Genomic DNA, 25,168 nt, shown 5'->3' with positions numbered 1-25,168 from the left:
CCCGATGTGGGGCCAGGTCGCTACGACGCCGTGGCCGCCGCGCGCGCGGACTCCAGGTCGAGGGCCCGTGCGCCGATGATGCGGCGGTATTCGAGCGCGCTGTCCTTGGGCGTCCGCTCCTGCGTGTCGTAGTCCACGCGGACGATGCCGAACCGCTTCTCGTACCCCCACGCCCACTCGAAGTTGTCGAGGAGCGACCAATAGAAGTATCCCCGCACATCGACGCCGGCGTCAGCGGCATCGAGGATCGCGCCGAGGTGTGCCCGCAGGAACTCCACGCGATCAGCATCGTGGATGCGCTTCTCGCCCGCCTCGACGACGAGCTCGTCGTCGTACGCGGCGCCGTTCTCGGTGACGTACAGCACGGTGCCGGCCGGCTCCGCGTACTCGTCCCACACGCGGTGCAGCAGCGTGGTGAGCCCGTCGGGCTGCACCTCCCACTGCATCGGCGTGCGAGGCAGGCCGCGTTCGTGCCAGAAGATGCCCTCGTGCGAGGGGTACGGCGAGTGGCCGGGGCGATCGGTCGGCGCGTCGCCGCCGATCGGCGGATTCACCGGCTCGTGACCGCCCACGTACTCGCCGTGGTAGTAGTTCACCCCGAGCGTGTCGATGGGGGTCGCGATCGCCTCCAGGTCGCCCGGGCGCACCGCGGACTCCCAGGCGGCCACGGCTGCGGCATCCACCTTGCGGATGTCCTCGACGATGTCGGCCGGGTACTGACCGCGGAAGATCGGGTCGAGGAACCACCGGTTGAACTGGCCGTCGATGCGCCGTGCGGCGTCCACGTCGGCCGGGTCGCTCTCGTCGACCGGATCGGCGACGGTGAGGTTCAGCGTGATGCCGAGCTTCAGCGACGCGTCGCGCGCCCGCAGCTCGCGCACGGCCTGCCCGTGGCCGAGCAGCAGGTGGTGAGCGGCGAGCACACCCTCTTCGACGCTGTAGTGACCGGGCGCGTGCATGCCTGCGGTGTAGCTCAGGAACGACGAGCACCACGGCTCGTTGAGCGTCGTCCACACGTTCACGCGGTCGCCCAGCGCGTCGTGCATCGTCAGGGCGTACTCGGTGAAGAGGTCGGCCGTGTCGCGGTTGGCCCAGCCGCCCTTCTCCTGCAGCGCCTGCGGCAGATCCCAGTGGTACAGCGTCAGCCACGGCAGGATGCCGGCATCCAGCAGCTCGTCGGTCAGCCGCTTGTAGAAGTCGACACCCTGGAGATTGACCGCACCGCCGTCGGGCCGCACGCGCGACCACGACGTGGAGAAGCGGTACGTCTGCAGACCGAGGTCCTTCATCAGCGCCACGTCATCGCCGTAGCGGTGATAGTGGTCGCACGCCACATCGCCGTTGTCGGCGTTGATGACGGCGCCGGGAACGCGGGCGAAGGCGTCCCAGATGGAGTCGCGGCGGCCGTCCTCGTGGGCCGCGCCCTCGATCTGGTAGGCGGCGGTCGCCGCCCCGAACAGGAAGTCCTGGGGGAAGGCGCGCGGGATCGCGGTCGTCATGAGGGGAAGATCCTCTCTGGATGCGGTGGATTCAGGATGTCGGAGGTGGGCGACGGCAGAACGCTAGCCCTTGACCGCGCCGGCCATGATGCCGCTGACCAGCTGCTTGCCGGCGACGGCGAAGAGCAGCAGAAGCGGAATCGTCGCCAGCAGCACGCCCGCGAGCACCACCGAGTAGTCCACGAAGTAGTTGGACTGCAGCAGCGACAAGGCGACGGGCAGTGTCGGGTCACGGCGGTCGAGCACGATGAACGGCCAGAAGAAGTTGTTCCAGGCGGTGACGAAGGTGAACAGGAACAGCATCGCCGCCGCGGGTCGGGCCGCGGGGACCGCCACCGTCCAGAACGTGCGGAACATGGTCGCCCCGTCGACGCGCGCGGCCTCGATGAGCTCATCGGGAACCGTCTGCTGGAGGTACTGCGTCATCCAGAACACCCCGAACGCGCTCGTGAGCGAGGGGATGATGATCGCGCCCACGTTTCCGGTCCAGCCGAGGTCGGAGAACAGGATGTAGAGCGGTACGACACCCAGCTGCATCGGCACCGCCATCGTCGCCACGACGAAGACGAGCAGCCCCTTGCTGCCGGGGAAGCGCAGCTTGGCGAACGCCCAGCCGGCGAGCGTCGAGGTGACGACGACGGAGATCGCGATCAGCGTCGAGCTGTAGATCGAGTTCCACAGGGCCGGCCAGAAGTTCACCGCGGGGTCGTTCAGCACCGAAGCGGCGTTGGCGAAGAAGTTGCCGCCCGGGATCCACGACATGTTCGGATCGTTGATGGTCGAGGCATCCCCCGAACCGATCAGGAACGACCAGTAGTACGGGAACACGGCCGAGACGAGGACGAGGGCCAGACCCGCGTACACCCAGAATCCGGCGCGATACCCGCGGATCTTCACGCTGCGATCACCGCGTCCGCGGCGCAGGCCGGCCGTGGCGATCGGCTGTTCGACCATCGCGAGGGGAGGAGTGGTGCTCATCGGCCCTGTCCCTTCCTGCTCAGGCCCCGCTTGCGGGGAATGGTGACGCCACGGCCGCCCTCGTCGCGGACGAGTCGGCGGGTGACCAAGAGATTGATGAGGCCGATCACGAGGATGATGAGGAACAGGATCCAGGCCAATGCCGCGGCCCGACCGAAGTTCCAGTCCCGCCAGCCGATGTTGTACAGGAAGAGCGAGATGGTGAGCCACTGCTGCGCGGCTCCGCCCTCGCCGGTGTTGTCGAATTGGCTCGGCTCGTCGAAGATCTGCAGTCCGCCGATGGTCGACGTGATGATGACGAAGATGAGCGTGGGACGCAGCGACGGCAGCGTGATGCTCCAGAACTGCCGGAAGGCGCCGGCACCGTCGACGGTGGCCGCCTCGTAGTACTCACGGGGAACGGCCTGCATCGCCGCGAGGAGGATGAGCGCGTTGTAGCCGGTCCAGCGGAAGTTCACCATGGTGGCGATGGCGACATGGCTCCAGAAGGGATCCTTGTGCCAAGGCACCGCCGGCAGCCCCAGGTCGGTGAGGATGTTGTTCACCAGACCGTGGTTGTCGCCGAACATGTTGCTGAAGATCAGGGCGACGGCGACGGGTGCCATCACGTAGGGCAGAAGCACGCTGGTGCGCCAGAAGGTCTTGGCGCGGATGTTCTTGTCGAGCATGGCGGCGATGAACACCGCCAGCAGCAGCTGCGGCACGCTCGAGAGCAGGAAGATGCTGAACGTGTTGCGCAGCGCCGTCCAGAAGTGCGGGTTCTCCAGGATCCAGACGTACTGGCCGAACCCGATGAACTCGCCGGAGTTGCGGACGAGGTCCCACTCCATGAACGAGATGACGGCGGTGTAGGCGATCGGGAAGAGGCCGACGATCGCGAACAGGATGAAGAACGGCGAGATGTACAGGTAGGGCGAGAACTTGAGGTCCCAGCGGCTGAGGTTCTGGCTGAAGGAGAGCACCCGGACGGGCTTCTCCTTCCGCTGCGGCGGCGCCTCAGGCGCGTCGGGCCGCACGTCGGTGGCAGTCACGATGGCTCCAGTAGGGGTCTGGTCGGTTCGACCGGGTGCGTGCGGGCGGTTTCGTCCGCACGCACCCGGTCAGGGTGTTGAGGTGAGGTCTTAGAAGGCCCCGACCTCGGCGACCCACGTGTTCCACGAGGTCTCCTGGTCCTCGACACCGTCGAAGACACGGATGACCGCGTTCTGGAGCGCGTCGTGGTACTTGAAGTAGTTCGCGTCCTTGTACGGCGCGACCGTCACAGCCTCGGCACGGGTGGTCAGGATCTCACCCACCGGCGCGTCCTGGAAGTACGCGTTGGTGGCATCCGCGAGCTCCTGGCTCTCGAGAGCCTCGGTCTGGCTCGGGAAGGTGCCCGCGTTGGCGAACGCCTTCATCTGCTGCTCGGGAGCGGTCAGCCAGTCCGCGAGCTCGAGGGCGGCTTCGACGTTCTCGCCGTCGGCCGGGACGGTCAGGTACGACCCGCCCCAGTTGCCGCCGCCGTTCGGGAACACGTCGGCGATGTTCCAGTCAGCGGTGTCGGGCGCGTTGCCCTCGATGATGCCCAGCATCCAGCCCGGGCACAGCATCGCGGCGAACTCGCCGTTGGCCATCGACGCGAACCAGTCGTCCGACCACTGGCCGGAGTATGCCGAGTTGGGGACGGCGCGCTCAGCCACCAGGTTGTACGCGTCCTGCACCTCGGGGTTCTCGGTCGCGATGACCGTGCCGTCCTCTTCGGTGTAGGTGTACTCGATCTGGTTGACGATGCCCTGGAGCACCGAGTTCGCCGAGTCGATCATCGGCTTGCCGGTGGCGGTCTTGTACTGGTCGGCGACGTCGAGGAAGTTCTCCCAGTCACCGTTGAACAGGTCCGCGACGCCCGCGGGGTCGCTCGCGAGACCGGCCTCGGCGAAGAGGTCGGCGCGGTAGCAGATGCCCTGGGGGCCGATGTCGGTGCCGAAGCCGACCAGACGGCCGTCCGCGTCCGTCGCGGCGGCTTCCTTCCAGTCCAGCCAGCGGCCCTTGACGTCGTCCGGCGCCTCGGCGAGCAGGTCGGAGTACTGCATGGCCTCGGCGAACCAGTCGATCTCGACGGCCTCGATGTCGGCGAGGCCGCCCTTGCCGAGCTTCGCGAAGTAGTTCGAGCGGGCGTCGCCCGACTCGGCGGCACGGGTGTGCTCGACGGTGACGTTCGGGTTCTCGTCCATGTACTCCTGGAGGAGTTCATCGGTGTACCCGAAGTCGTTGAAGGTGGCCACGGTCAGCGTGATCTCGCCGTCTTCGCCGCCGGCATCTTCGTTGCCGGTGCCGCCGGCGCAGCCGGCGAGGACGATGGCGGAAGCCGAGAATGCGGCGATTGCCACAGCGCTTCTGCGGAAGGCGCGTGCGTTCACTGTCACTCCTTTGTGTTGTCAGGGTCGTGTGTGTTGCAGGATCGGCGCGGATCGGATCCGTGCCGTGTGGTGCGACCGTGGGAGCGTTCCCAACAGTCGAGACGTCACGCTACGGGAGCGCTCCCATGAAGTCAAGGGAGCGCTCCCACGGTTTGATCACGGTTGCGTCACGGACCGCTCACGTGGGCGAGAGAACGACGGATGCCGGGGCCCGTAGACTGGACGAGACCCCTGCCCGCGACATCCGGCGTTTCGACTCCTCGCTGCGCTCGTCGCTCAACGACCGATAGCTGCGGCCTCCGGCCGCCAGGAGGATCGACATGCCCACCATCGTCGTCGACGTCATGCCCAAGGCCGAGCTCCTGGACCCGCAGGGGAAGGCCGTCTCGGGCGCATTCGCCCGGCTCGGCGTCTCGGACTTCACCGCGGTGCGCATCGGCAAGCGGTTCGAGCTCACCGTCGACGGCGAGGTCACCGAAGAGGTCCTCGCCGAGGCCCAGCGCATTGCTGACGAGATCCTGTCGAACGCGGTGATCGAGGACGTCGTCGGCATCGAGGTCGTCGAATGACCGCCCGCATCGGCGTCATCACGTTCCCCGGCTCGCTCGACGACCGCGACGCGCAGCGCGCGATCGAGATCGCCGGCGGTGAGCCCGTCGCCCTCTGGCACGGCTCGCACGACCTCGACGGGGTCGACGGCCTCGTGCTTCCCGGCGGCTTCAGCTACGGCGACTACCTGCGCGCCGGAGCGATCGCCGCGCTCGCCCCGATCATGTCGGAGGTGAAGGATGCCGCAGCCCAGGGCATGCCGATCCTCGGCATCTGCAACGGCTTCCAGATGCTCGTCGAGGCGCACCTGCTCCCCGGCGGCCTGATCCGCAACGCGCACCAGCAGTTCATCCGCCGCGACCAGCGCCTGCGCGTGGAGAACAACGACACCGCGTGGACCAGCGATTTCGCCTCCGGCCAGGAGATCGTGATCCCGCTGAAGAACGCCGACGGCGGCTACATCGCCTCCGAGGACGAGCTCGACCGCCTCGAGGGCGAGGGCCTCGTCACCTTCCGGTACGTGGGCGTGAACCCGAACGGCTCGCTGCGCGACATCGCCGGCATCTCCAACGAACGCGGCAACGTGGTCGGCCTCATGCCGCACCCCGAGCACGCGGTCGAGCCCGGCTTCGGCCCCGACACCGCGGACGCCATGCGATCGGGCGTCGACGGCCGGTCGTTCTTCACCTCGGCCATCGCCGCCGTGGTGGCCCAGGCCGCCTGAGCCCCAGCGGCGACCTGCTCACACGGTGCCGGCGGGCGGCCACACGCCGATGATGAGAGCCATGATGACGATCGTCACCAGCTCGTGGGCGATGTTCAGCACCGTCAGCGACGACGGCCGGCCCTCGAACGCATCGTGGGTGATGAACCGCGCGGCCGTGAAGCCCGCCCACAGGATGACACCCGTGCCCACCGCAGCGAGCAGATACCCGCCACCGTAGAAATGCCAGGCGATCGACGTCGCGCCGGCGAGCACCCACGCCGTGATGAAGCTCACGATCAGGGTGACGACGATCGGCACCACGGCGCTGGCGCCCGGCCGGTCCATGTCGACGTTCGCGAGTTTCGCCCATCGCGTGCCGAACACCTTCGGCGTGTACCAGATCGAGCCGACGACCATGCTCGACGCCGTCGCGATCAGCACCGCCCAGTAGTTGATCTCGGGAACCACGTCCGCCTCCTCGTGCGGCGCCGCTCGGGCGACGGTGTCCGCTGGCCGAGAGCGTAGCGCCGCCCGGCGACGCCCGCACCGCACCGCGCCGGTAGCGTGGACGGCGTGAGCAGTGGCATCCGGAATCTTGTCGTCAGCGTCCCCACCGAAGAACTCGCCGCCGATCTCGGGGAGCTCCCCGCGGGCGTCGAATTGGTGGTGTGGCCGATGGATGCCGCGGCCCCCCGCCCGCGGTTCGACATGGTGGTGCCGCCGTACATGTCGATGGCGCGGGTGCTCGAGCGCCTCGAGGACGTCGAGGTCGGGCTCGTCCAGGGCCAGTCCATCGGCTACGACGGCGTCGCCGACATCCTGCCGGAGGGCCTCCCCTTCGCCAACGCCGCCTCGGTGCACGAGACCTCGACCGCCGAGCTGGCGGTAGGCCTCGCGATCGCGGCGCAGCGGCACATCGACGCGTTCGCCGTCGACACCGCCGGCGGCCGGTGGGCGCCGGTCTTCGCACAGAGCCTCGCCGACCGCCGAGTGCTGCTGCTCGGCTACGGGGGCGTCGGCAAGGCGGTCGCCGCACGGCTCGCACCCTTCGAGGTGGAGCTGATTCCGGTCGCCTCGCGGGCACGCGACGAGGACGGCGTGGCCGTCCACGGCATCGACGAGCTGCCCGCCCTGCTCCCCCGCGCCGAGATCGTCGTGCTGACGCTTCCCGGCGGCGACGCGACGAAGAACCTGGTCGACGATGCGTTCCTGTCGGCGCTGCCCGACGGCGCGCTGGTCGTCAACGTCGGACGCGGGTCGCTGATCGACACCGAGGCGCTGGTCGATCACGTCGGCCGCGGCCGCATCCGCGCGGCGCTCGATGTCACCGATCCCGAACCGCTGCCCGAAGGGCACGCGCTGTGGAGCCTTCCCGGGGTCCTCATCACCCCGCACGTCGGCGGAGCCTCGAGCGCGATGCGCCCGCGCGTGGCGAAGCTCGTGCGCACCCAGATCGAGCGCCTCGTCGCCGGCGAGCCGCCGCTCAACGTCGTCCTGGGCGACTGACGCACCGACGACGCGGGCGAGGCGCCCGGTCGTTGAGCGAGCGAGGAACGAGCGAGACGAAACGCTCGCACCCGGCGCAGGGCGTCGGCTCAAGGCGTTTCGTCTCGGTCGCTGGCGCTCCCTCGCTCAACGACCGGAGGTCGAGGTACCGGTCGTTGAGCGAGCGAGGAACGAGCGAGACGAAACGCCCGCACCCGGCGCTGAACGTCGGCTCGAGACGCTTCGTCTCGGTCGCTGGCGCTCCCTCGCTCAACGACCGGTGGCAGCTGTGCCCTGGCCTCGCTCAGCGTCCGGCGCGGGGTCACCGGTGGTCGATGTCGGCTCCCGACCAGACATCGCCGCACTCGACCTCGAACACGCCGTGGGTGACGAGATACGGTCGTGCACCGCGGTCTCCGTCCAGCGCGGCCGCCAGCGCGGCGAAGTGCGAGTGGGCGATCGCCGCGGGATGCCCCGGCACACCGCCGTAGACGGCCTGAACGAGGGGGGCTCCCCGACGAAGCGTCGCGATCACTCGACGAACGACGGATGCCGGCGCATCGGGGGTGTCGACGGGCATGACGACGACGGCGTCGAACGCCGCAGCAGCCGTGGACCCCGGATCAGCGGATGCCGCGTCCTCCGCGCCGTCCTCCGGGCCGTGCCGCGCGCCCTGCGCCGCGCGCAGTCCCGCCCGCAGCGACGCTGAGAGTCCGGCGGCCCAGTCTGCGGCCTCGACCAGCCCGGCGTCGTCCGGCACGAGTGCTGCGACCTCGTCCGCGCGCGCGCCGACGACGACCAGCACCTCGTCGCAGCCGCCCTCCCGCAGCGTGCGGACGGCCCGAGCGACCCAGGGCTCGCCGTCCGGGGTGTGCGCGAGACCCTTCGGCGACCCGTATCGGGCGCCCGCGCCGGCCGCGAGCACGATGCCGCAGATGCGCACGAACCGGCCTCCTCGGAATGGGATGCCGCGGCGGTGCCGGCGGCGTTTCCTGAGCGTAGTGCGAACGAAACACGGCGGGCCTAGCGTGTGGGCATGCTCGAACGCGCCCGTGAACTGCTGCCGCTGTTGCGGACCGGCGGCGTGGTCGCGGCGGTGACGGTGACCCGGGTGGACCGGAGCGCGCCCCGCGGCGCCGGCGCGACGATGGCGGTGACGGCGGATGGGCGCGTGATCGGATCGATCTCGGGCGGCTGCGTCGAGGGCGACGCGATCCTGCTCGCGCACGGCGCCCGTGTCGACGGAGCGCCCCGCACCGCACGCCTCGGATTCTCGGACGACGCCGCCCATGCCGCAGGGCTCGCCTGCGGCGGAAGCGTGGATGTCGCGGCGTACGCGGTGCGCGCCGAACCGGCGGTCATCGATGCGCTCGAGGCGGCGGCCTCGGGCCGTGGTGCGACGGTGGGCCTCGTGCTCGGTGGGCCGGCCGCGGGCACGATGCTGAACGAGGCCGCACTCCGTGCGGCGCTCGCGGGGCGTCCAGAAGCGGCCGACGAGGCGCTCGACGACGCCTTCCGCCACCGCACGACCGTCGTGCTCCCCGGTGCGCTCGACGGTCACGATGTCCTCGTGCTGTCGCACGCCCCGGCACCCCGTCTCATCGTCGTCGGCGCCGGCGAGCACGCCGCGGCCCTCTGCCGCGTGGCGGCGGCCGCGGGCTTCGCGGTGACCGTGTGCGACGTGTGGGAGACGCTCGTGACGTGCGAGCGCTTCCCCGCGGCCGTCGAGCTGATCGTCGGACTCCCGCACGAGTACCTCGCCGAGCTCGATGCCTCCGTCGTGGACTCCCGCACGGCCGTCTGCGTCCTGAGCCATGACGAGCGGCTCGACGTTCCGGCGCTGGCCGCGGCGCTGGCGCTTCCGGTCGGGTTCGTCGGCGCCATGGGCGCCCGCGGCACCGTGACCCACCGCACGGCGCAGCTGCGCGACGCCGGTGTCACGGCGGCCGACATCGCGCGGGTGCGGTCGCCGCTCGGCCTCGACCTCGGCGGCGCCAGCCCCGACGAGACCGCGATCTCGGTGCTCGCCGAGATCGTCGCGACGCGGCACGGCGGGTCCGGCGTCCCGCTGAGCGCGCGCTCGGGGCCTCTCCATCGCAGACCCGCTGCCGCCGCACGGGACTCCGCCCAGACCTCCTCCGGCGCGTCGCCCTCAGACGAGGAAGCGTCCGGCGCCCCGATCTCCACGGCCCCTGCGCCGCAGTCCCCTGCCGCCGGCGCGACGTCGGGCTGCGGCATCCCCCTCGCGGCAGGAGCCTCATGACCCGCACCCTCATCGAGAACGCGCATGTCGTGACCGTCGACGCCGTCGGCACCGAGCACGCCGGCGGGCACGTGGTCATCGAGGACGGACTCATCGTGGCGGTCGGCCACGGACGTGCGGACGGGCGCTGGCGCGAGGGCGCCGACATCGTCGACGCGCGCGGATGCCTGGTGACGCCGGGCCTCATCAACACTCACCATCACCTGTACCAGTGGCTGACGCGCGGCTACGCGCAGGACTCGATCCTGTTCGACTGGCTCACGGCGCTGTACCCGCTGTGGGCGCGCATCGATGCGGGCCTCACCGGCGTGGGCGCTGCGGGTGGCATGGCGGTGCTCGCGCGGTCGGGCTGCACCACGGTCGGCGATCACCACTACGTCTTCCCCCGCGGGTCGGGCGACATCGTGGGCGCCCTCGTCGAGTCGGCATCGACCATCGGCGTGCGCCTGCACGCGACGCGCGGGTCGATGGACCTCGGGCAGTCGCAGGGCGGGCTTCCGCCGGACTTCGCGGTCGAGACGACGGATGCCGCCCTGCAGGCGTCGCAGGCGGCGGTCGAGCGCTACCACGACCCCTCGTTCGACGCGATGGTGCGGATCGCGATCGCCCCCTGTTCGCCGTTCTCGGTGACGGCCGACCTGCTGCGGGAGGCCGCGATGCTGGCCCGGTCGCTCGGCGTGCGGCTGCACACCCACGCGTCCGAGACGGTCGAGGAGGACGCGTACTGCGCCGAGCACTTCGGCCGGACCCCGACGCAGTACCTGGAAGAGCTCGGGTGGCTCGGCGACGACGTGTGGATGGCGCACGGCGTGCACCTCGACGCCCCCGCGATCGAGCGCTATGCCGCGACCGGTACGGGGGTCGCGCACTGCCCGTCGTCGAACGCGCGGCTCGCCGCCGGCATCGCGCCGGTGCGGGCGCTGCTCGACGCCGGCGTCCCGGTCGGGCTCGGCGTGGACGGCTCCGCCTCGAACGAATCGGGTCAGCTCGGCATCGAGATCCGCGAATCGGTGCTGATGAATCGCCTCCGCACCGGCTCGGAGTCGATGAGCGTGCGCGACGGGCTGCGCATCGCCACGATGGGCGGCGCCCGGGTGCTGGGCAGGCAGCAGGAGATCGGGTCGCTCGAGCCCGGCAAGCTCGCCGACATCGCCGTGTGGCAGGTCGACGGCATCGAGCACGCCGGCATCCTCGATCCGGTGGCCGCGCTCGGCCTCGGCGCGCTGCCACCGCTCAAGCGCCTCTACGTCGGCGGCAAGACGGTCGTCGAGGACGGGACGCTGGTCACCGTAGACGAGGGGCGGCTCGCCCGGGAGGTGGCCGCGGCATCCGTCGCCCTTGCGGAGCGCCTCTGACGAACGGTCGCCCCGCGCAACGGGGCGTGGAAGGAGTGGGACGGATGCCGCACCCGGCCCTCCGTCGCGCCGCGGGCCCTTCCCAATCACGCCGGTCGGGGGTATGACCGAAGGAGGAGGAAGAGGAGGCGGCGATGGAGGCATCCCGGTCGACGGGGCGCGACGCGTCCGCGGCAACCGCCGACGGCGGAGCCGCTGCACCCGTGACCCCGCAGGTGGAGCGCCTGCAGACGGCGGAATGCTGGACGCTGCTCGAGGAGGCTCGGCTGGGCCGGCTCGCGGTGATCCACGCCGACGGCGCGCCCGACGTCTTCCCCGTGAACTTCACCACCTCCGAGGGCTCGCTCTTCGTGCGCACGGCCCGCGATGCGAAGCTCCTGCACATCGCACAGCATCCGCTGGTCGCGTTCGAGGTCGATGGCGAGACGGATGATTCCCGCTGGAGCGTCGTCGTCCGCGGCAGCGCCGCCCGCGTCACGAGCGAGGACGATCTCCGCCGCAGCGGCGTGAGGGAGCTCGAGTCCTGGAGCCCCACTCCGAAGTTCTTCGCGATCAAGATCACCGCGAACACGGTGACGGGCCGTCGCTTCCCGAAGCGCTCCGGTCGCACTGATCGGCTGATCGCCTTCGAGGGGCGTGTGCACGCAGATGCCCTTCCTGAGCCACCCCACCCGTCCCGCGGCGAGGCGCCGCAGCCGATCCCGCACCACGGTCCCCGCCCCACTGCCGCGCACCCCGGCGATGCGGGCCGCGAACCCGGCGACTGAGGCGTCTTCGCGGCCCTCGGCAGCCCGTCACCGGCGAATCGCCGCGCGCCCGCAATCGAGCGAAACACCGTCGAAACCGCGCGTTGCTTGACTGGCGGACCAGCGGCCCACACCGGCTCGACCCGCACGGGCTCGACCCGGCGGACGCCCGGCAGTCGCAGTGGAAGGACGCACGCGTGGACATCACCTCGGTCACCTCGTACCGCCCGGCGTGCGCACGGCAGGATCTGCGCCTCGCCGCGGGCGAGACGTTCCTCGCGGGAGGCACCTGGCTCATGAGCGAGCCGCAGCCCGGCACGACGGGGTTCGTCGATCTGACGACCATGGGCTGGCCCGCCCTCGAGCTCACCCGTGAGGGCCTGCGGATCGGAGCGACGTGCACGATCGCGCACCTCGTCGCCTGGGCGGAGGGCCGCGTCGAGCCGCGCGTGCCGGCGGCGTGGGCCGCGGCATCGGTCATTCCCGACGCGGCGAACGCGCTGCTCGCGTCGTTCAAGATCTGGAACACCGCCACCGTGGGCGGCAACGTATGCCGCTCGTTCGCCGCCGGCGCCATGATCTCGCTCGCCGTCGCCCTCGACGGCACCGCCGAGGTGTGGACGGCCGGAGGCGGGAAGTACACGCTGCCGGTCGCGGACCTCATCACGGCCAACGGCGAGAACTCGCTGCGTCGCGGGGAGGTGCTGCGAGCCGTGGACCTGCCCGAGCACGCGCTGCGGTCGCGCGTGCTGCTGCGCAAGATCGCCCTCGCCGAGCACGGGCGATCGGGCGCTGTCGTGACCGGGCGCGTCGACGTCGACGGCGAATGCGTGGTCACCGTGACCGCGGCGACAGAGCGACCCGTCGTGTTCCGATTCCCGCAGGTGCCCGATGCGGCGCTCCTCGCCGAGGTCATCGAAGGCGCTCCGGGGTATTACGGCGACGCGCTGGGAGCCGCCGACTGGCGGCGGGCCGTGAGCGTCGTGCTGGCCGAGCGGATCCGCGGCGAGCTCGCCGCCGAGGAGGCGGCGGCATGAGGCTCGAGGTCAACGGGGAGCCGCTCGAGGCCGAACCCCGCGCGGGGCAGTGCCTGCGGACCCTGCTGCGCGAGAGCGGCCACCACGAGGTGAAGAAGGGCTGCGACGCCGGGGACTGCGGCGCGTGCGGCGTGATCCTCGACGGCGTGCCGGTGCACTCCTGCATCATCCCGGCGGTGCGCGCCGAGGGTGCCTCCGTCACCACGGCGGCCGGGCTCGCGCCGGGTGACGACCTGCACCCGGTGCAGGAGGCGCTCGTCGAGCACTTCGGGTTCCAGTGCGGGTTCTGCACCCCGGGCATGGCCGTGACCGCCTCGACGCTGAGCGCCGACGACCTGCCCGACCTCGACCGGCGCATGAAGGGCAACCTGTGCCGGTGCACGGGGTACCGGCCGATCCGCGACGCGATCCACGCAGCGGTGCTCGGCCCGGTGCGCGAGACCGGGCGCGCTTCGACAGGCTCAGCGACCGGATCGACGGGCTCAGCGACCGGCACGTCGGCCCCTGAGCCCGTAGCCCCGGCCCCTGAGCATGCGCCCCCGGTCCCTGAGCCTGTCGAAGGGCACGTCGGGCAGTCGGTGCGGCCCGAGCCCGGCCGGCGCATCGTGCAGGGGCTCGAGCCCTTCACCTTCGACACCGACGCCTCCGACACCCTCGTGCTCCGCGTCGTGGGCTCGCCGCATGCGCACGCCCGCATCGTCTCGATCGACGCGACGGCGGCGCGCGCCGTGCCCGGGGTCGTCGCGGTCTTCACGCACCAGAACGTCACGGCGCGGCGGTTCTCCACCGCGCGGCACGAGCACCGCGAGGACGACCCCGACGACACCCGCATCCTCGACGACGTCGTGCGCTTCGTCGGGCAGCGGGTGGCCGCCGTGGTCGCTGAGACGGCCGAGGCCGCCGACGAGGCCTGCCGGCTGATCGCCGTCGAGTACGACGTGCTCGAGGCGGTCTTCGATCCCGAGGAGGCCCGCCGCCCCGGCGCACCGGTGCTGCACCCCGGCCGGACCGCCGAGGATCGCGTGGCCAAGGCCTCCCGCAATGTGCTCGCGACGCTCCAGGACGGCATCGGCGGCGATGTCGACGCCGCTCTCGCGGCGAGCGCGGTCACCGTCACCGGCACCTGGCAGACGAGCCGCGTCTCCCACGCGCAGCTCGAGACGCACGGCGCGGTCGGCCGGCTCGACGAGGAGGGGCGGCTCGTCATCCGCTCGAGCACGCAGGTGCCGTTCCTCGTGCGCGACGAGCTGGCGCGCCTGTTCGAGCTGCCGCGTGAGCGCATCCGCGTGCACGCGGCGCGGGTGGGCGGGGGCTTCGGCGGCAAGCAGGAGATGTTCGCCGAAGACCTCGTCGCCTTGGCGGTGCTCCGCACCGGCCGCCCGGTGGCCTATGAGTTCACGCGCGCCGACGAATTCCGCCGCACCTCGGTGCGGCATCCCTTCCGTGTCGGCGTGACGCTCGGCGCGACGGCGGAGGGCGTTCTCACGGCCATCAGGCTCGACGTGCTGAGCGACACGGGCGCCTACGGCAACCACGGCATCGGCGTGATGTTCCACGGCTGCGCCGAATCGATCAACGTCTACCGCTGTCCGGTCAAGCGCGTCGACGCGGAGGTCGTCTACACGAACAACGTGCCGTCGGGGGCTTTCCGCGGCTACGGGCTCGGCCAGGTGATCCTGGGAGTGGAGTCGGCGCTCGACATGCTCGCCGAGCGGCTCGGCATGGATCCGTTCGACCTGCGCCGGCTCAACGCGGTGCGGGCGGGCGACCCGCTCCTCACCGTGCACGACGAGCACGACGAAGACCTGGTGTGGGGCAGCTATGGCCTCGACCAGTGCCTCGACCTCGCCCAGGGCGCGCTGCGCCGCGGCAACGGCGTCGCAGTGCCCGACGGCTGGCTCGTCGGCGAGGGCATGGCGCTGTCGTTCATCGCCGCGATGGCGCCCGGCGGCCACCACGCGCACACGTCGGCGACGCTCCGCACCGACGGCACGATCGCCCTGGCGGTCGGCACCGCCGAGTTCGGCAACGGCACGAGCACCGTGATGCGTCAGATCGCGGCGACCGTGCTCGAGGCGGCACCGGAGCGGATCGTGCTGCGCGGCGCCGACACCGATCTCGTCCTGCACGACACCGGAGCGTTCGCCTCGTCCGGGGTCACCGGCGCCGGCAAGGCGCTGACCGCCGCGTGCCGGCAGCTGAAGACGCGCATGCTCGAGTCCGCACGCCGGATCACCGGGGCGGATGCCGTGCGCCTCGCTCCCGGCGGCGTGCAGGCGGGAGATCGCCTCGTCTCGTACACCGAGCTCGTGCGCGCCGCGACGGCCGCCCAACGGACGGCGGAGGGCATCGTCGGCACCGGCAGCGAGCACGGCGACGAGCGGAGCCTCTCGTTCAACGTCCACGCCGTCCGCGTGGCCGTCGATCCGCAGACCGGCACCGTCCGCGTGCTGCAGTCGGTGCAGTCCGCCGACGCCGGGTTCGTGATGAACCCGGCGCAGTGCCGCGGGCAGATCGAGGGCGGTGCCGCGCAGGGCCTCGGCAGCGCGCTGTACGAAGAGGTGCTGATCGACGACGCGGGAGCGGTCGCGAATCCGGTGTTCCGCCTGTACCGCGTGCCGCAGTTCGCCGACGTGCCGACCACCGAGGTGCTGCTGGCCGAGACGCACGACTCGGTCGGCCCGTTCGGTGCGAAGTCGATGAGCGAGTCCCCCTACAACCCGGTCGCGGCGGCCGTGGGCAACGCGATCGCGCGGGCCGTCGGCCGGCGCCCGTACCACCAGCCGTTCACCCGCGAGCGGGTGTGGCGCCTGCTGCAGGACGGCGCGACGGATGCGGCATCCGTGCCTGTCGAGGCATCCGTCCCGGTCGAGGTGTCCGTCCGCCCTTGAGGGGCTCCCGCGGTGCCGATTCCGCGCCCTGAGCACCTCGTCACACCCCGGAAACACCGGGGCGCACGAGGCGAAACGTCGAGGTCATAGCGTCGCTCAGATCACATCGCATCAGAAGGGGAGCCACACCCGATGGCACGACACAGCAACCTGAGGCGGTCCGGCCGCTTCGCGGCGGCCGCGGCCGCATTCGTCACCTCTGCCCTCGTCCTCGCCGGCTGCGCATCCGGGGGCTCCGCGCCCGGCGCGAGCGGCGGCGGCGAAGAGGAGGCGTCGTACGGCGAGATCAGCGTCCAGTACTCCTGGATCAAGAACGAGGAGTTCGCGGGAGAGTTCTACGCGTACGAGAACGGCTACTACGACGAGGCCGGCTTCGACGAGGTGATCGGCATCTCCGGACCCGACACCGGCGTCGCCAAGCTCCTCTCGGGCAGCGTCCAGGTCGCCCTCAGCGACGCGGCCTCGATCGGCGCCGCGATCGCCGAGGAGGAGGCGCCGCTGAAGATCATCGGCACGACCTTCCAGAAGAACCCCTTCACGATCCTCTCGCTGGCCGACGGCGGCAACATCACCACCCCCGAGGACCTCGTCGGCAAGACCATCGGCGTCCAGGACTCGAACGCCTCGGTGTTCGCCGCCCTCCTGAACGCCAACGACATCGACCCGGCCGACGTCACCGTCGTGCCGGTGGACTTCGACCCCACCCCGCTGATGAACGGCGAGGTCGACGGCTTCATGGCGTACCTGACGAACGAGGCCCTCACGGTCGAGCTCGCCGGCTACGAGGTCACCAACCTCTCGTACGCCGAGAACGGCGTGCCCTACGTCGCCGAGGCGTTCAGCGTCACCGACCAGTTCCTCGCCGAGAACGAGGACCTGCTCAAGGCGTTCCTGATCGCCGAGATCAAGGGCTGGACCGACGTCTTCCTCGAGTCGACCGACGACACGGTCGCGCTCATCGAGACGTACTACAACGAGGCCGCGTCCGAGTCGGAGGACGGCCTGGAGGCCGTCTTCGGCGCCCTCGACCCGGTCAAGACCGCCAAGGGGCTCGAGGCCGAGAAGCTGCTGATCTCGACCGAGGAGACCGAGGCGAACGGCCTCTTCACCATCTCGGACGAGCTCAAGGAGCAGACCGTCGCGTCGCTCGCCGCCGCGGGCTGGGACGTCTCGGTCGAGGACCTGTTCGACACGACGATCATCGACGAGATCTACGAGGAGAACCCCGAGCTCAAGGACTACCTGCCGTAGTCCCCGAGACCGGGCGGCAATCATCATGACCGACACGCACCTGAACAGCACCAGGGCGACGGATGCCGCGGCCGTGGCGCCGTCGGCGGGGGAAACCTCGCCGGCGGCGCCCGCCCCGGGCACCGGCATCCGCATCGACGGACTCAGCAAGACGTTCCAGACGGGTCGCGGCCAGAGCGTGACCGCCCTGCAGGACACCCACCTGCACACCGACCAGGGGTCGTTCCTGGCTCTGCTCGGCCCCTCCGGCTGCGGCAAGTCGACCATCCTCCGCATCCTCGCCGACCTCGAGACGCCCACCACCGGCGAGGTGTTCGTCGACGGCAAGACACCGGCGCAGCTGCGCCGCGACAGCGAGCTGGGCATCGCCTTCCAGGACCATGCGCTGCTGCCCTGGCGCAGCGTCACGGCGAACATCCGGCTGGTCTTCGAGATCGCCGGCCGTCGGGCCGACAAGGCGTACATCGACGAGCTCATCGCCCTCGTCGGCCTCACCGGCTTCGAGAAGGCCAAGCCGGCGCAGCTGTCGGGAGGCATGCGCCAGCGCGTGTCGATCGCGCGCGCGCTCGCCCTGAAGCCCTCTGTGCTCCTGCTCGACGAGCCGTTCGGCGCCCTCGACGACATGACGCGCCAGAACCTCAATCTCGAGCTGCTGCGCATCTGGACCGAGAAGCCGGCCACCACCCTGCTCGTGACGCACGGCGTCTCGGAGGCGATCTTCCTGTCCGACCGTGTCGCGGTGATGTCGCCGCGCCCCGGCCGCATCAAGGAGATCATCGAAGTCGACCTGCCGCATCCGCGCACGCCCGACATGCAGCGCTCCCCCGAGTTCCACCTCCTCGTCGACCGCGCGTCGGAGCTGCTCTTCGGCGCGGACGGCCGCGCCGCCGCGGAGTCCTGATGCGCGGGCGCTCCCTTCCCGGCTGGCTCGCGGGGATCATCGGCGCGGCCGCCCTGATCGCCGCGTGGTGGCTGTTCTCGGTCACCGTCTTCCAGCCGCCGCCGGGCACGACGTTCACCCCGGTGCCGTCGCCGTTCGTCGTGTTCCAGACGATCTGGCAGGACGGGCTGGCCGCGTACTGGAGCGTCTTCCAGGTGACGATCACCGAGGCGCTCATCGGCTACGCCTGGGGCAACGGCATCGCCCTGCTGGTGGCGGCGACGGTGCTGCTGCTGCCGCGCATCGAGACCGTCGTCGTGCAGATCGCGGTCGTCAGCTACTGCCTGCCGGTCGTCGCGGTCGGCGGCATCGCGATCGTGGTGCTCGGAGGGGCGAAGCGCGCCGGCGATCCGAGTGCGACGGCGATCTTCCTCGCCGCCCTCGCCGTGTTCTTCACCACGGTGGTCGGCGCCCTGCTCGGCTTCCGCGCGGCGGACCGCTCGAGCCTCGACGTCGTGCGGGTGTACGGCGGGTCGCGGTTCACGCAGCTGCGCAAGGTGCGGCTCATCGCCGCGACGCCGGCGATCCTCAACGCCCTGCAGATCGCAGTGCCCTCCGCCTTCCTCGGCGCGATCCTCGGCGAGTACATGGGAGGCACCGACCGCGGAGTCGGCATCACCCTCATCCGCCTGCAGGGCGATCTCGACTCGGCGCGCGTCTGGGCGGTGTTCCTGCTCTCGGCGGTCGTCGCCCTGGTCGGGTATGCACTCGTCGGCCTCGTCGCCCGAGCGGTGACACCCTGGGTCTCGGGGAAGGCGGTGGCCGCATGACCGCGACGATCCCGAACGCCCCGGCGAACGCCTCCGCGCCGACCGCCTCCGCCCCGCGCTCCGCCCGTGCCAGCGCCGTCTCGCGTGCCGTCGGCCGGTCGCTCGTGAACGCGCTGCTCACCTTCGTCATCGTGATCGCCCTGTGGTGGGCGGTGGTGAACCTCACCGGCATCTCTCCCTACGTCGCCAAGGGTCCCGCCGACGTGTGGGAGTTCTTCTTCACGTCCGACGAGGCGGCCGCGAACCGGGCCGAGATGATGCCGCTGCTGGCCCAGACCCTGGCCGACGCCGCGATCGGCTTCGTGGTGGGCATGCTCGTCGCCGTCGTCCTCGCCCTGGCGTTCTCGCTGTCACGCTCGGTCGAGATGGGCGTGATGCCGCTCGCGCTGCTGCTGCGCTCGGTGCCGCTCGTCGCCATCGCCCCGGTCATCATCCTGATCACCGGACGCGGGACTCCGGCATCCGTCGCCGTCATCGGCTCGATCGTCGTGCTGTTCCCCGCGCTCGCCTCGATCATGTTCGGCCTCAGCCGGGCGTCGAAGGAGAGCCTCGATCTCGTGCACGTCTACGGCGGCGGTCGTGCGACGCAGCTGCGCAAGGTGAACGTTCCGGGGGCCCTGCCGTCGCTGTTCGCCGCCGCCCGGGTCTCGGTGCCGGGAGCGGTGACCGGAGCCCTGCTCGCGGAGTGGCTGTCGACCGGTCAGGGGATCGGCGGCATGATCCAGAAGTTCAGCGCCTCCGCCCGCTTCGACGAGCTGTGGGCCTCGGTGGCGCTCATCACGATCGTGACGCTGCTGCTCTACAACATCGTCCAGGTCGTCGAGAACGTCGTGCTGGCCCGCATGGGGATGCCGACGTCCGGACGCTGAGCTGCGCGCCCGCGGCACCTCGCGGACGCGACCCTCCGCGTTCTCGAAGGCGAACCAGGGGATTTCCGTCGAACCATGGGGCGACGTCCTCGGGCTCGACGGGACTCCCCGGTATCGCGGAGGCGTGCGGAGCCGCGCCGACGTCAGCGGTCGGCGGCGAGCTGCAGCACGGCCTCGGCGAGCGCCTGGATGCCGCGCGCGACGTCGCCGGCCGACACCGCTTCGTCGGGGTGGTGGCTGATGCCATCGGGGTTGCGGAGGAACAGCATGCCGACGTCCGTGATGGCCCCGATGGCCATGCCGTCGTGGCCCGCGGGGCTGAAGAGGACGGCAGGGTCGCCGGCCCCGCCGGGGAGGGTCGACAGGATGCCTTCGCGCACGACATCCTGCAGCAGCGGCGCGCAGAACACGGCGGGGGCGCTGTGCACCTCCTGAGCCCGCCAGCGCAGGCCGCGGCGCCCCATGATCGCGTCGAGCTCGCGTTCGATCGAGAGCCACACGCGGTCCCGCTCGCCGTCGAACTCGCCCCGGAGGTCGAGCGAGAGCCGTGCCTCGCCGGGCACGACGTTGACCGCGCCCGGGAAGGCCTCCAGCTGACCGACGGTGCCGATGATGTGGTGCTCGGCGCGGCAGATGCTCTCGACGGCGAGCGCGGCCTCCGAGGCGCCGAGCAGCGCGTCGCGGCGCATGTCGTAGGGCGTTCCGCCCGCGTGGCGCGCCTCGCCCTCGACGGTGAGCTGGAAGCGCCGCGCCGACGCGATCGACGACACCACGGCGAGCGACTCGCCGCGCCGGTCGAGCTGGGGACCCTGCTCGATGTGGGCCTCCAGGTATCCCACGAGCTCGGCGGGTCGGCGCGCCGCCTCGCCCACGCGGGCGGGGTCGAGGCCGAACTCGAGGAAGGCCTCGCGCAGGCTCGTGCCGTCGGCATCCGTCAGCGTCCACCACTCGTCGTCCCACGTTCCCGCGACGGCCGACGAGCCGAGCAGCGCCTTGCCGAAGCGGGTGCCCTCCTCGTCCGAGAAGGCGATCACCTCGAGCGCGAACGGCAGGCCGGCCCGCGCCGGCCCGTCGCCGGGCGCCCGCAGCAGGCGCGCGACCTCGAGCGCGATCAGCACCCCGACGATGCCGTCGAAGCGGCCCGCGTCGGGCACGGTGTCGAGGTGCGAGCCGAGCAGCAGCGCGGGCGCGTCGCCCCCATCGGTCCCTGAGCTCGTCGAAGGGTCGATCCGCCCGAGCTGATTGCCCGCGGCGTCCTGGCGCGTCGCCATGCCGACCTCGCGCATCCACTCCGCCGCGAGTCGATTCACGCGCGCGTGCTCGGGCGAGAGGTACACGCGCTCGATCGCGCCGCTCGTCGCCGACACGCGCGCGAGCTCGTCGCACCGCGCCATCACGCGACGCGCCGCTGCCGCGATGCGGTCGCGGTCGACCGCGAGCAGGGCCATCGTCACGCGCTCCGGAAGACGTCGGCGGCGGCATCCGTCCCGCCACCGGCCGGCACCGACGCGCCGAACCGCCGCAGCACCGCCTCGAGGGCGGCGAGCGTCGTCAGGACGGCGTCCTCGCGGGCGTTGTAGCCCATCGTGCCGATGCGCCAGACGCGGCCGTGGAGGGGCCCGAACGACGTGCCGATCTCGATGCCGAAGTCGTCGAGCATCGCCCTGCGGGCCTCGTCGCCGGGAACCCCGGACGGGATCTCGACGGCGACCACGTTGTTCATCTTGTGGGCGAGGTCGCCGAACACCGCCAGGCCGAGCGCCTGGACGCCCGCCAGCATCGCCGCACCGGCGACGCGGTGACGCTCGATGACGGCATCCCGCCCCTCGATCAGCAGCACCCGCGCGCACTCGCGGGCGGCGTACAGCATCGACGTCGCCTCGGTGTGGTGGTTGAGGCGGCGCGGACCCCAGTAGTCGAGGATCATGCCGAGATCGAAGTAGTTCGAGCGCACGAAATCGGCCGCCGAGAGGTCGCCGGCCTCGCGGATGCCCGCCTCGATGCGCGTGCGCGACCGCACCACCTCGACGGCGCGGTCCGACAGGGTGAGGGGCGACGACCCCGACGGACCGCCGAGGCACTTCTGCAGACCGGCGGTGGCGGCATCCAGCCCCCAGGCGTCGGCCTCGAACGGGTTGCCGCCCAGCGTCGCCGTCGCGTCGGTGTAGAACAGCACGCCGTGGCGCGCGCAGATCGCGCCGACCTCGTCGAGCGGCTGATTCATCGTGGTCGACGTGTCGCCCTGCACGATCGCGAGGAGCGTGGGCTTCACCCGCACGATCGCCTCTTCGATGACCGACACCGGGAACACCTGCCCCCACTCGGTCTCGATGGTGTGCACCTCGGCCATTGCACGCTCGGCGATCTCGGCCAGCAGATGGCCGAAGCGGCCGAACACCGGCACGAGCACGCGGTCGCCCGGGCGCACGAGCGACACGATCGCGGCCTCGATGCCGGCGCGCGAGGTGCCGTCGATGAGCAGCGTCGCCTCGTTGCCCGTGGCCCAGACACCGCGATAGAGCTCCTGCGTCTCGGTCATCGCGGCGGTCATGAACGGGTCGTACTGCCCGACGAGCGGCGCCGACATCGCACGAAGCACGCTCGGATACGCCGAGATCGGGCCGGGGCCCATCAGCAGGCGTGCGGGCGGGTCGATCGGGCCGGGAAGGTCGGTCATGGCGTGACTCCAGAAGCTGAGACGGTTGCGGCGAGGCGCCGCGCGAGGCGCACGAGGGCGATGTCGGTGCCCTCGCGCGAGACGAGGCAGAGCCCCACCGGCGCGGGGCCGAGCACGGAGGGCACCGTGAGGAGCGGCACCGACAGGGCGGGCAGTCCTGCGACGGCGGCCGGCGTCGTCATGCGGAGGGTCGCCAGGCGCACGGCGTCGATGCCCTCACCGCTCTGGCCCCGTGCCGGTGCCGCACCCGGCACGGTCGGCAGCAGCAGCACCTCCGACTGCACGAGATCGCGTACGCGTTCGCGCAGCGGCGCGAGAAGGGCGCGAGCGGATGCCTCGTCCTCGGCGGTGACGGCGGCCGCCGCTGCGAGGCGGTCGGCCACGGCGGGGCCGACGGCGCCCGGGTGCTCGCGCACCCACCGGCCGTTGTTGCGCCAGGCTTCGGCGGCCTGCACGGTGCGGAATGGCACGAGGTAGGAATCGAGGTCGCCGATCGACGCGCGCGACACGGCCGGAGCGCCGGGTTCGGCGGCGAGCCGCGCGAGCAGCGACTCGACGGCGTCGCGCGTGGCCGGCTCGGCCGCGGCGAGCGCCTCGTCGGGCACGACGAATCGCCAGGGGAGGTCGGCGCCGGACTCGCCCCAGCGCCCTCGGCCGGAGTCCGCGCCCGACTCGCCGTCGGACTCCACGCCGTCGCCCGCGACCGACGTTCCGTCGTAGCTGAGGCACCAGTCGACGACCCGCTGCAGCGTGTCGCCGTCGCGCGTGAGCCAGCCCACGGTGTCGAAGGACTGCGCGAGCGGCAGGAGGCCCTGACGCGGCACGAGCCCGTGCGTCGTGCGAAGGCCCCAGAGACCCTGGTAGGAGGCCGGCACGCGCACCGACCCTGCGGTGTCGGTCGCCAGCCCGATGTCCGCCTGGCCGGTGGCCACGGCGGTCGCGGGCCCGCTCGACGAGCCGCCGGGGAGCGCGCCGGGCAGGGCGCCGTTCGGGGGCGTGCCGTAGTGCACGTTGTCGCCCGCGATCGAGTACGCGAACTCGTCGGTGCGGGCGATGCCGCGCACGGACGCCCCGCCGCGCAGCAGATCGCTCACCGCCGGTGCGGTCGTGGTCTCGGGCCGCGCGGAGTCCAGGTACGCCGGATTGCCGGCGCCGATGCGATAGCCCCTGATCGCGAAGAGGTCCTTGACCGCGACGGTGAGTCCCGTCAGCGCTCCGTCCCAGGCGCCCTGCCAGAGCGGGTCGCCGACCGTGCGCCAGACCGTGCGGTCCAGCGGCTGGGGGCGCGGCGAGACGTGCGCCGCGGTGATGCGCCACGCCCCGTCGATGCGCTGCCAGAGCTGCGTCTGCAGTCCCCGGCCCCCGCCGGCGTAGCGCGACACCGACACCAGGAGCGCGGCATCCGTCCCCACCGCACGGTGCTCGATGCGCTCGATGGACCGCGGCGCGACGCCGCCCCGCGTGCCGCGGAAGGCCGAGATCGCGTCATGCCCCACGAGGAGGCCCGCGGTGTCGCCGCGCAGCGTGTCGGGGCCGGGCGCGAACGTCTCGTCGAGCACCTCGACGTCGTCGGCGACGATGGCCGCCTCGTACCGCTCGAATGCGGCGAGCAGGTCCGCCGGCACCGTCTCGGCGCCGGAGACGGCGGTGCGCGGCGGCGTCGGCTCAGCCACGTTCCACCGCCGCGAAGTCCGCCTCGCGGATGCGTGCGTGCACCCCGCACACGATGTCGACGACCTGCGAGATGTCGAAGTCCGTCGCCGCCGAGAGGTACGCGTACGCGAGGTGCTCGTCCATGCCGTAGCGCGCCTGCAGCAGCGAGAGCGCCGCCCGCACGCAGTGGCGCATCGCGACGTTCAGGTCGGGGTCGAGCCCCGTGGGCACGAGATAGCCGCGCGAGCGGACCAGCGGGCCTGCGACGTCGCCGAACTCGGCGAGCGCGGTCGCGCGCGGCACCACCTCGAAGCGCAGCGTCGCGCGCAGCGACGCCTCGAGCGCCGTGAGTGCCACCTCGCCGTCGCCCTGCGCGAAGTGCGGGTCGCCGACGTACGCGAGCGCCCCGGGCACTTGCACCGGGAGGTACAGCACCGCCCCCTCTGTGAGCAGGTTGATGTCGATGTTGCCGCCGTGCGCCCCCGGCGGAACCGAGTGCGGCCGCGCGGCGCCCGCCACCGCGACGCCCATCGTGCCGAGGAACGGTGCGAGCGGGAACTCGACGACGCGCGGCCCGCCCTCGGTCACCGGCAGGAGGCCCACCAGCCCCGACGCGCGCTCCTCGACCGGGGTGAAGACGCTCACGTTCGCCGCACCGCGGGGCAGCTCGCCCACGAGTGCGCCCTTGCCGTGACGGTTCGAGATCACGCCGTACGGCACGCGGGGAACGAGCCGCTCCACGGTGATCTTCAGCAGGTCGCCGGGCTCGGCGCCCTCGACGAATACGGGCCCCGTGACGACGTGCGGGCCGTCGGCGGCGGGGTCGCGCGACAGGGTCGCGGCGATCTCGATCGCATCGTCGAGGACGGATGCCGCCGCCACGCCGTGCCCCGTGAAGAACGCCAGCGGGTCCTTGCCCTGGTCCTCGAGGATCCCCTCGTGGCTCACGGTGTCGAATGTCACGGTCTCACCTGGCGCGATCGTCAGCGCCGCGGCATCCGTCTCGCACGGCAGCCGGCCCCACAGCACGGTGTCCGGCGAGGCCGGCAGGTAGTGGTCGCCCGCGATGGGCCCGGTGCGGCGCTGCAGCACCGGCGGCGCGG

General features: G+C 71.7%; 22 protein-coding genes. 12 read left to right on the top strand and 10 right to left on the bottom strand.

From position 1 onward, the window contains the following. Window positions 1-20: 20 nt before the first annotated feature. From ABG085_RS00855 to ABG085_RS00840, 4 genes are all read right to left on the bottom strand, one after another. The gene (locus ABG085_RS00855; RefSeq protein ID WP_347977566.1) at window positions 21-1,499 is read right to left on the bottom strand and encodes a family 1 glycosylhydrolase; all 1,479 of its coding nucleotides are present in this window, start codon (window positions 1,497-1,499) and stop codon (window positions 21-23) included. Window positions 1,500-1,562: 63 nt separating this feature from the next. Then, window positions 1,563-2,477: a carbohydrate ABC transporter permease gene (locus ABG085_RS00850; protein WP_347977565.1), complete on the bottom strand. Its 915-nt coding sequence runs from the start codon at window positions 2,475-2,477 to the stop codon at window positions 1,563-1,565. Then, window positions 2,474-3,508: a sugar ABC transporter permease gene (locus ABG085_RS00845; protein ID WP_347977564.1), complete on the bottom strand. Its 1,035-nt coding sequence runs from the start codon at window positions 3,506-3,508 to the stop codon at window positions 2,474-2,476. The genes ABG085_RS00850 and ABG085_RS00845 overlap by 4 nt, the downstream gene beginning before the upstream one ends. Window positions 3,509-3,598: 90 nt before the next feature. After that, the gene (locus ABG085_RS00840; protein WP_347977563.1) at window positions 3,599-4,843 is read right to left on the bottom strand and encodes an ABC transporter substrate-binding protein; all 1,245 of its coding nucleotides are present in this window, start codon (window positions 4,841-4,843) and stop codon (window positions 3,599-3,601) included. Between the two features lie 350 nt (window positions 4,844-5,193). Here ABG085_RS00840 and purS point away from each other — a divergent pair, with 350 nt between their 5' ends. Further along, window positions 5,194-5,442 carry a phosphoribosylformylglycinamidine synthase subunit PurS gene (gene purS / locus ABG085_RS00835; RefSeq protein WP_347977562.1) on the top strand — a complete coding sequence of 83 codons (249 nt, stop codon included), beginning with the start codon at window positions 5,194-5,196 and terminating at the stop codon, window positions 5,440-5,442. After that, on the top strand, window positions 5,439-6,146 hold the full coding sequence (gene purQ, locus ABG085_RS00830) for a phosphoribosylformylglycinamidine synthase subunit PurQ (protein WP_347977561.1): 708 nt from the start codon (window positions 5,439-5,441) through the stop codon (window positions 6,144-6,146). The genes purS and purQ overlap by 4 nt, the downstream gene beginning before the upstream one ends. 18 nt (window positions 6,147-6,164) lie before the next feature. Here the strand turns inward: purQ and ABG085_RS00825 are convergent, their stop codons facing one another. After that, window positions 6,165-6,596: a DUF1761 domain-containing protein gene (locus ABG085_RS00825; RefSeq protein ID WP_347977560.1), complete on the bottom strand. Its 432-nt coding sequence runs from the start codon at window positions 6,594-6,596 to the stop codon at window positions 6,165-6,167. 105 nt (window positions 6,597-6,701) lie between these two features. Between ABG085_RS00825 and ABG085_RS00820 the strand changes: the two genes are divergently transcribed. After that, window positions 6,702-7,634, top strand: a complete 933-nt coding sequence (locus tag ABG085_RS00820) for a 2-hydroxyacid dehydrogenase (RefSeq protein WP_347977559.1) — start codon at window positions 6,702-6,704, stop codon at window positions 7,632-7,634. 301 nt (window positions 7,635-7,935) lie between these two features. Here the strand turns inward: ABG085_RS00820 and ABG085_RS00815 are convergent, their stop codons facing one another. Then, window positions 7,936-8,556: an NTP transferase domain-containing protein gene (locus tag ABG085_RS00815; protein ID WP_347977558.1), complete on the bottom strand. Its 621-nt coding sequence runs from the start codon at window positions 8,554-8,556 to the stop codon at window positions 7,936-7,938. A 93-nt stretch (window positions 8,557-8,649) separates the two neighbouring features. Here ABG085_RS00815 and ABG085_RS00810 point away from each other — a divergent pair, with 93 nt between their 5' ends. The 9 genes from ABG085_RS00810 to ABG085_RS00770 all read left to right on the top strand — a co-directional run bounded on the left by ABG085_RS00810 (window position 8,650) and on the right by ABG085_RS00770 (window position 19,735). Next, a complete protein-coding gene (locus ABG085_RS00810) occupies window positions 8,650-9,876 on the top strand; it encodes an XdhC family protein (RefSeq protein ID WP_347977557.1) in 1,227 nt (408 codons plus the stop codon). Next, window positions 9,873-11,231 carry an 8-oxoguanine deaminase gene (locus tag ABG085_RS00805; RefSeq protein WP_347977556.1) on the top strand — a complete coding sequence of 453 codons (1,359 nt, stop codon included), beginning with the start codon at window positions 9,873-9,875 and terminating at the stop codon, window positions 11,229-11,231. The genes ABG085_RS00810 and ABG085_RS00805 overlap by 4 nt, the downstream gene beginning before the upstream one ends. 134 nt (window positions 11,232-11,365) lie before the next feature. Then, entirely contained in the window at window positions 11,366-11,998 is a 633-nt protein-coding gene (locus tag ABG085_RS00800) for a pyridoxamine 5'-phosphate oxidase family protein (RefSeq protein ID WP_347977555.1), read from the top strand. 176 nt (window positions 11,999-12,174) lie between these two features. Continuing rightward, window positions 12,175-13,014 carry an FAD binding domain-containing protein gene (locus ABG085_RS00795; RefSeq protein WP_347977554.1) on the top strand — a complete coding sequence of 280 codons (840 nt, stop codon included), beginning with the start codon at window positions 12,175-12,177 and terminating at the stop codon, window positions 13,012-13,014. Beyond that, a complete protein-coding gene (locus ABG085_RS00790; protein WP_347977553.1) occupies window positions 13,011-15,905 on the top strand; it encodes a molybdopterin cofactor-binding domain-containing protein in 2,895 nt (964 codons plus the stop codon). Before ABG085_RS00795 ends, ABG085_RS00790 begins: the two co-directional genes overlap by 4 nt. Before the next feature lie 132 nt (window positions 15,906-16,037). Further along, window positions 16,038-17,156, top strand: coding sequence for an ABC transporter substrate-binding protein (locus tag ABG085_RS00785; RefSeq protein ID WP_347977552.1), 1,119 nt, complete (start codon window positions 16,038-16,040; stop codon window positions 17,154-17,156). 25 nt (window positions 17,157-17,181) lie between these two features. Further along, window positions 17,182-18,057 carry an ABC transporter ATP-binding protein gene (locus ABG085_RS00780; protein ID WP_347977551.1) on the top strand — a complete coding sequence of 292 codons (876 nt, stop codon included), beginning with the start codon at window positions 17,182-17,184 and terminating at the stop codon, window positions 18,055-18,057. Next, window positions 18,057-18,866, top strand: coding sequence for an ABC transporter permease subunit (locus tag ABG085_RS00775; RefSeq protein WP_163615954.1), 810 nt, complete (start codon window positions 18,057-18,059; stop codon window positions 18,864-18,866). Before ABG085_RS00780 ends, ABG085_RS00775 begins: the two co-directional genes overlap by 1 nt. Next, a complete protein-coding gene (locus tag ABG085_RS00770; RefSeq protein WP_347977550.1) occupies window positions 18,863-19,735 on the top strand; it encodes an ABC transporter permease subunit in 873 nt (290 codons plus the stop codon). Before ABG085_RS00775 ends, ABG085_RS00770 begins: the two co-directional genes overlap by 4 nt. 143 nt (window positions 19,736-19,878) lie before the next feature. Here ABG085_RS00770 and ABG085_RS00765 read toward each other — a convergent pair whose 3' ends face one another. From ABG085_RS00765 to ABG085_RS00750, 4 genes are read right to left on the bottom strand one after another with little or no spacing between them, the layout of a single operon-like run. Beyond that, window positions 19,879-21,183, bottom strand: coding sequence for an allantoate amidohydrolase (locus tag ABG085_RS00765; RefSeq protein ID WP_347977549.1), 1,305 nt, complete (start codon window positions 21,181-21,183; stop codon window positions 19,879-19,881). A 2-nt stretch (window positions 21,184-21,185) separates the two neighbouring features. After that, the gene (locus tag ABG085_RS00760) at window positions 21,186-22,412 is read right to left on the bottom strand and encodes an alanine--glyoxylate aminotransferase family protein (RefSeq protein WP_347977548.1); all 1,227 of its coding nucleotides are present in this window, start codon (window positions 22,410-22,412) and stop codon (window positions 21,186-21,188) included. Continuing rightward, window positions 22,409-24,085 (bottom strand): AtzH-like domain-containing protein, encoded by a 1,677-nt coding sequence (locus ABG085_RS00755; RefSeq protein ID WP_347977547.1) that lies wholly within the window; start codon window positions 24,083-24,085, stop codon window positions 22,409-22,411. Before ABG085_RS00755 ends, ABG085_RS00760 begins: the two co-directional genes overlap by 4 nt. After that, the gene (locus ABG085_RS00750) at window positions 24,078-25,157 is read right to left on the bottom strand and encodes an acetamidase/formamidase family protein (protein ID WP_347979250.1); all 1,080 of its coding nucleotides are present in this window, start codon (window positions 25,155-25,157) and stop codon (window positions 24,078-24,080) included. Before ABG085_RS00750 ends, ABG085_RS00755 begins: the two co-directional genes overlap by 8 nt. Window positions 25,158-25,168: the final 11 nt, after the last annotated feature.

The organism is Microbacterium sp. ProA8 (assembly GCF_039905635.1).
Lineage (GTDB): Bacteria > Actinomycetota > Actinomycetes > Actinomycetales > Microbacteriaceae > Microbacterium > Microbacterium chionoecetis.
This window is presented reverse-complemented; position numbering and strand designations above follow the sequence as displayed.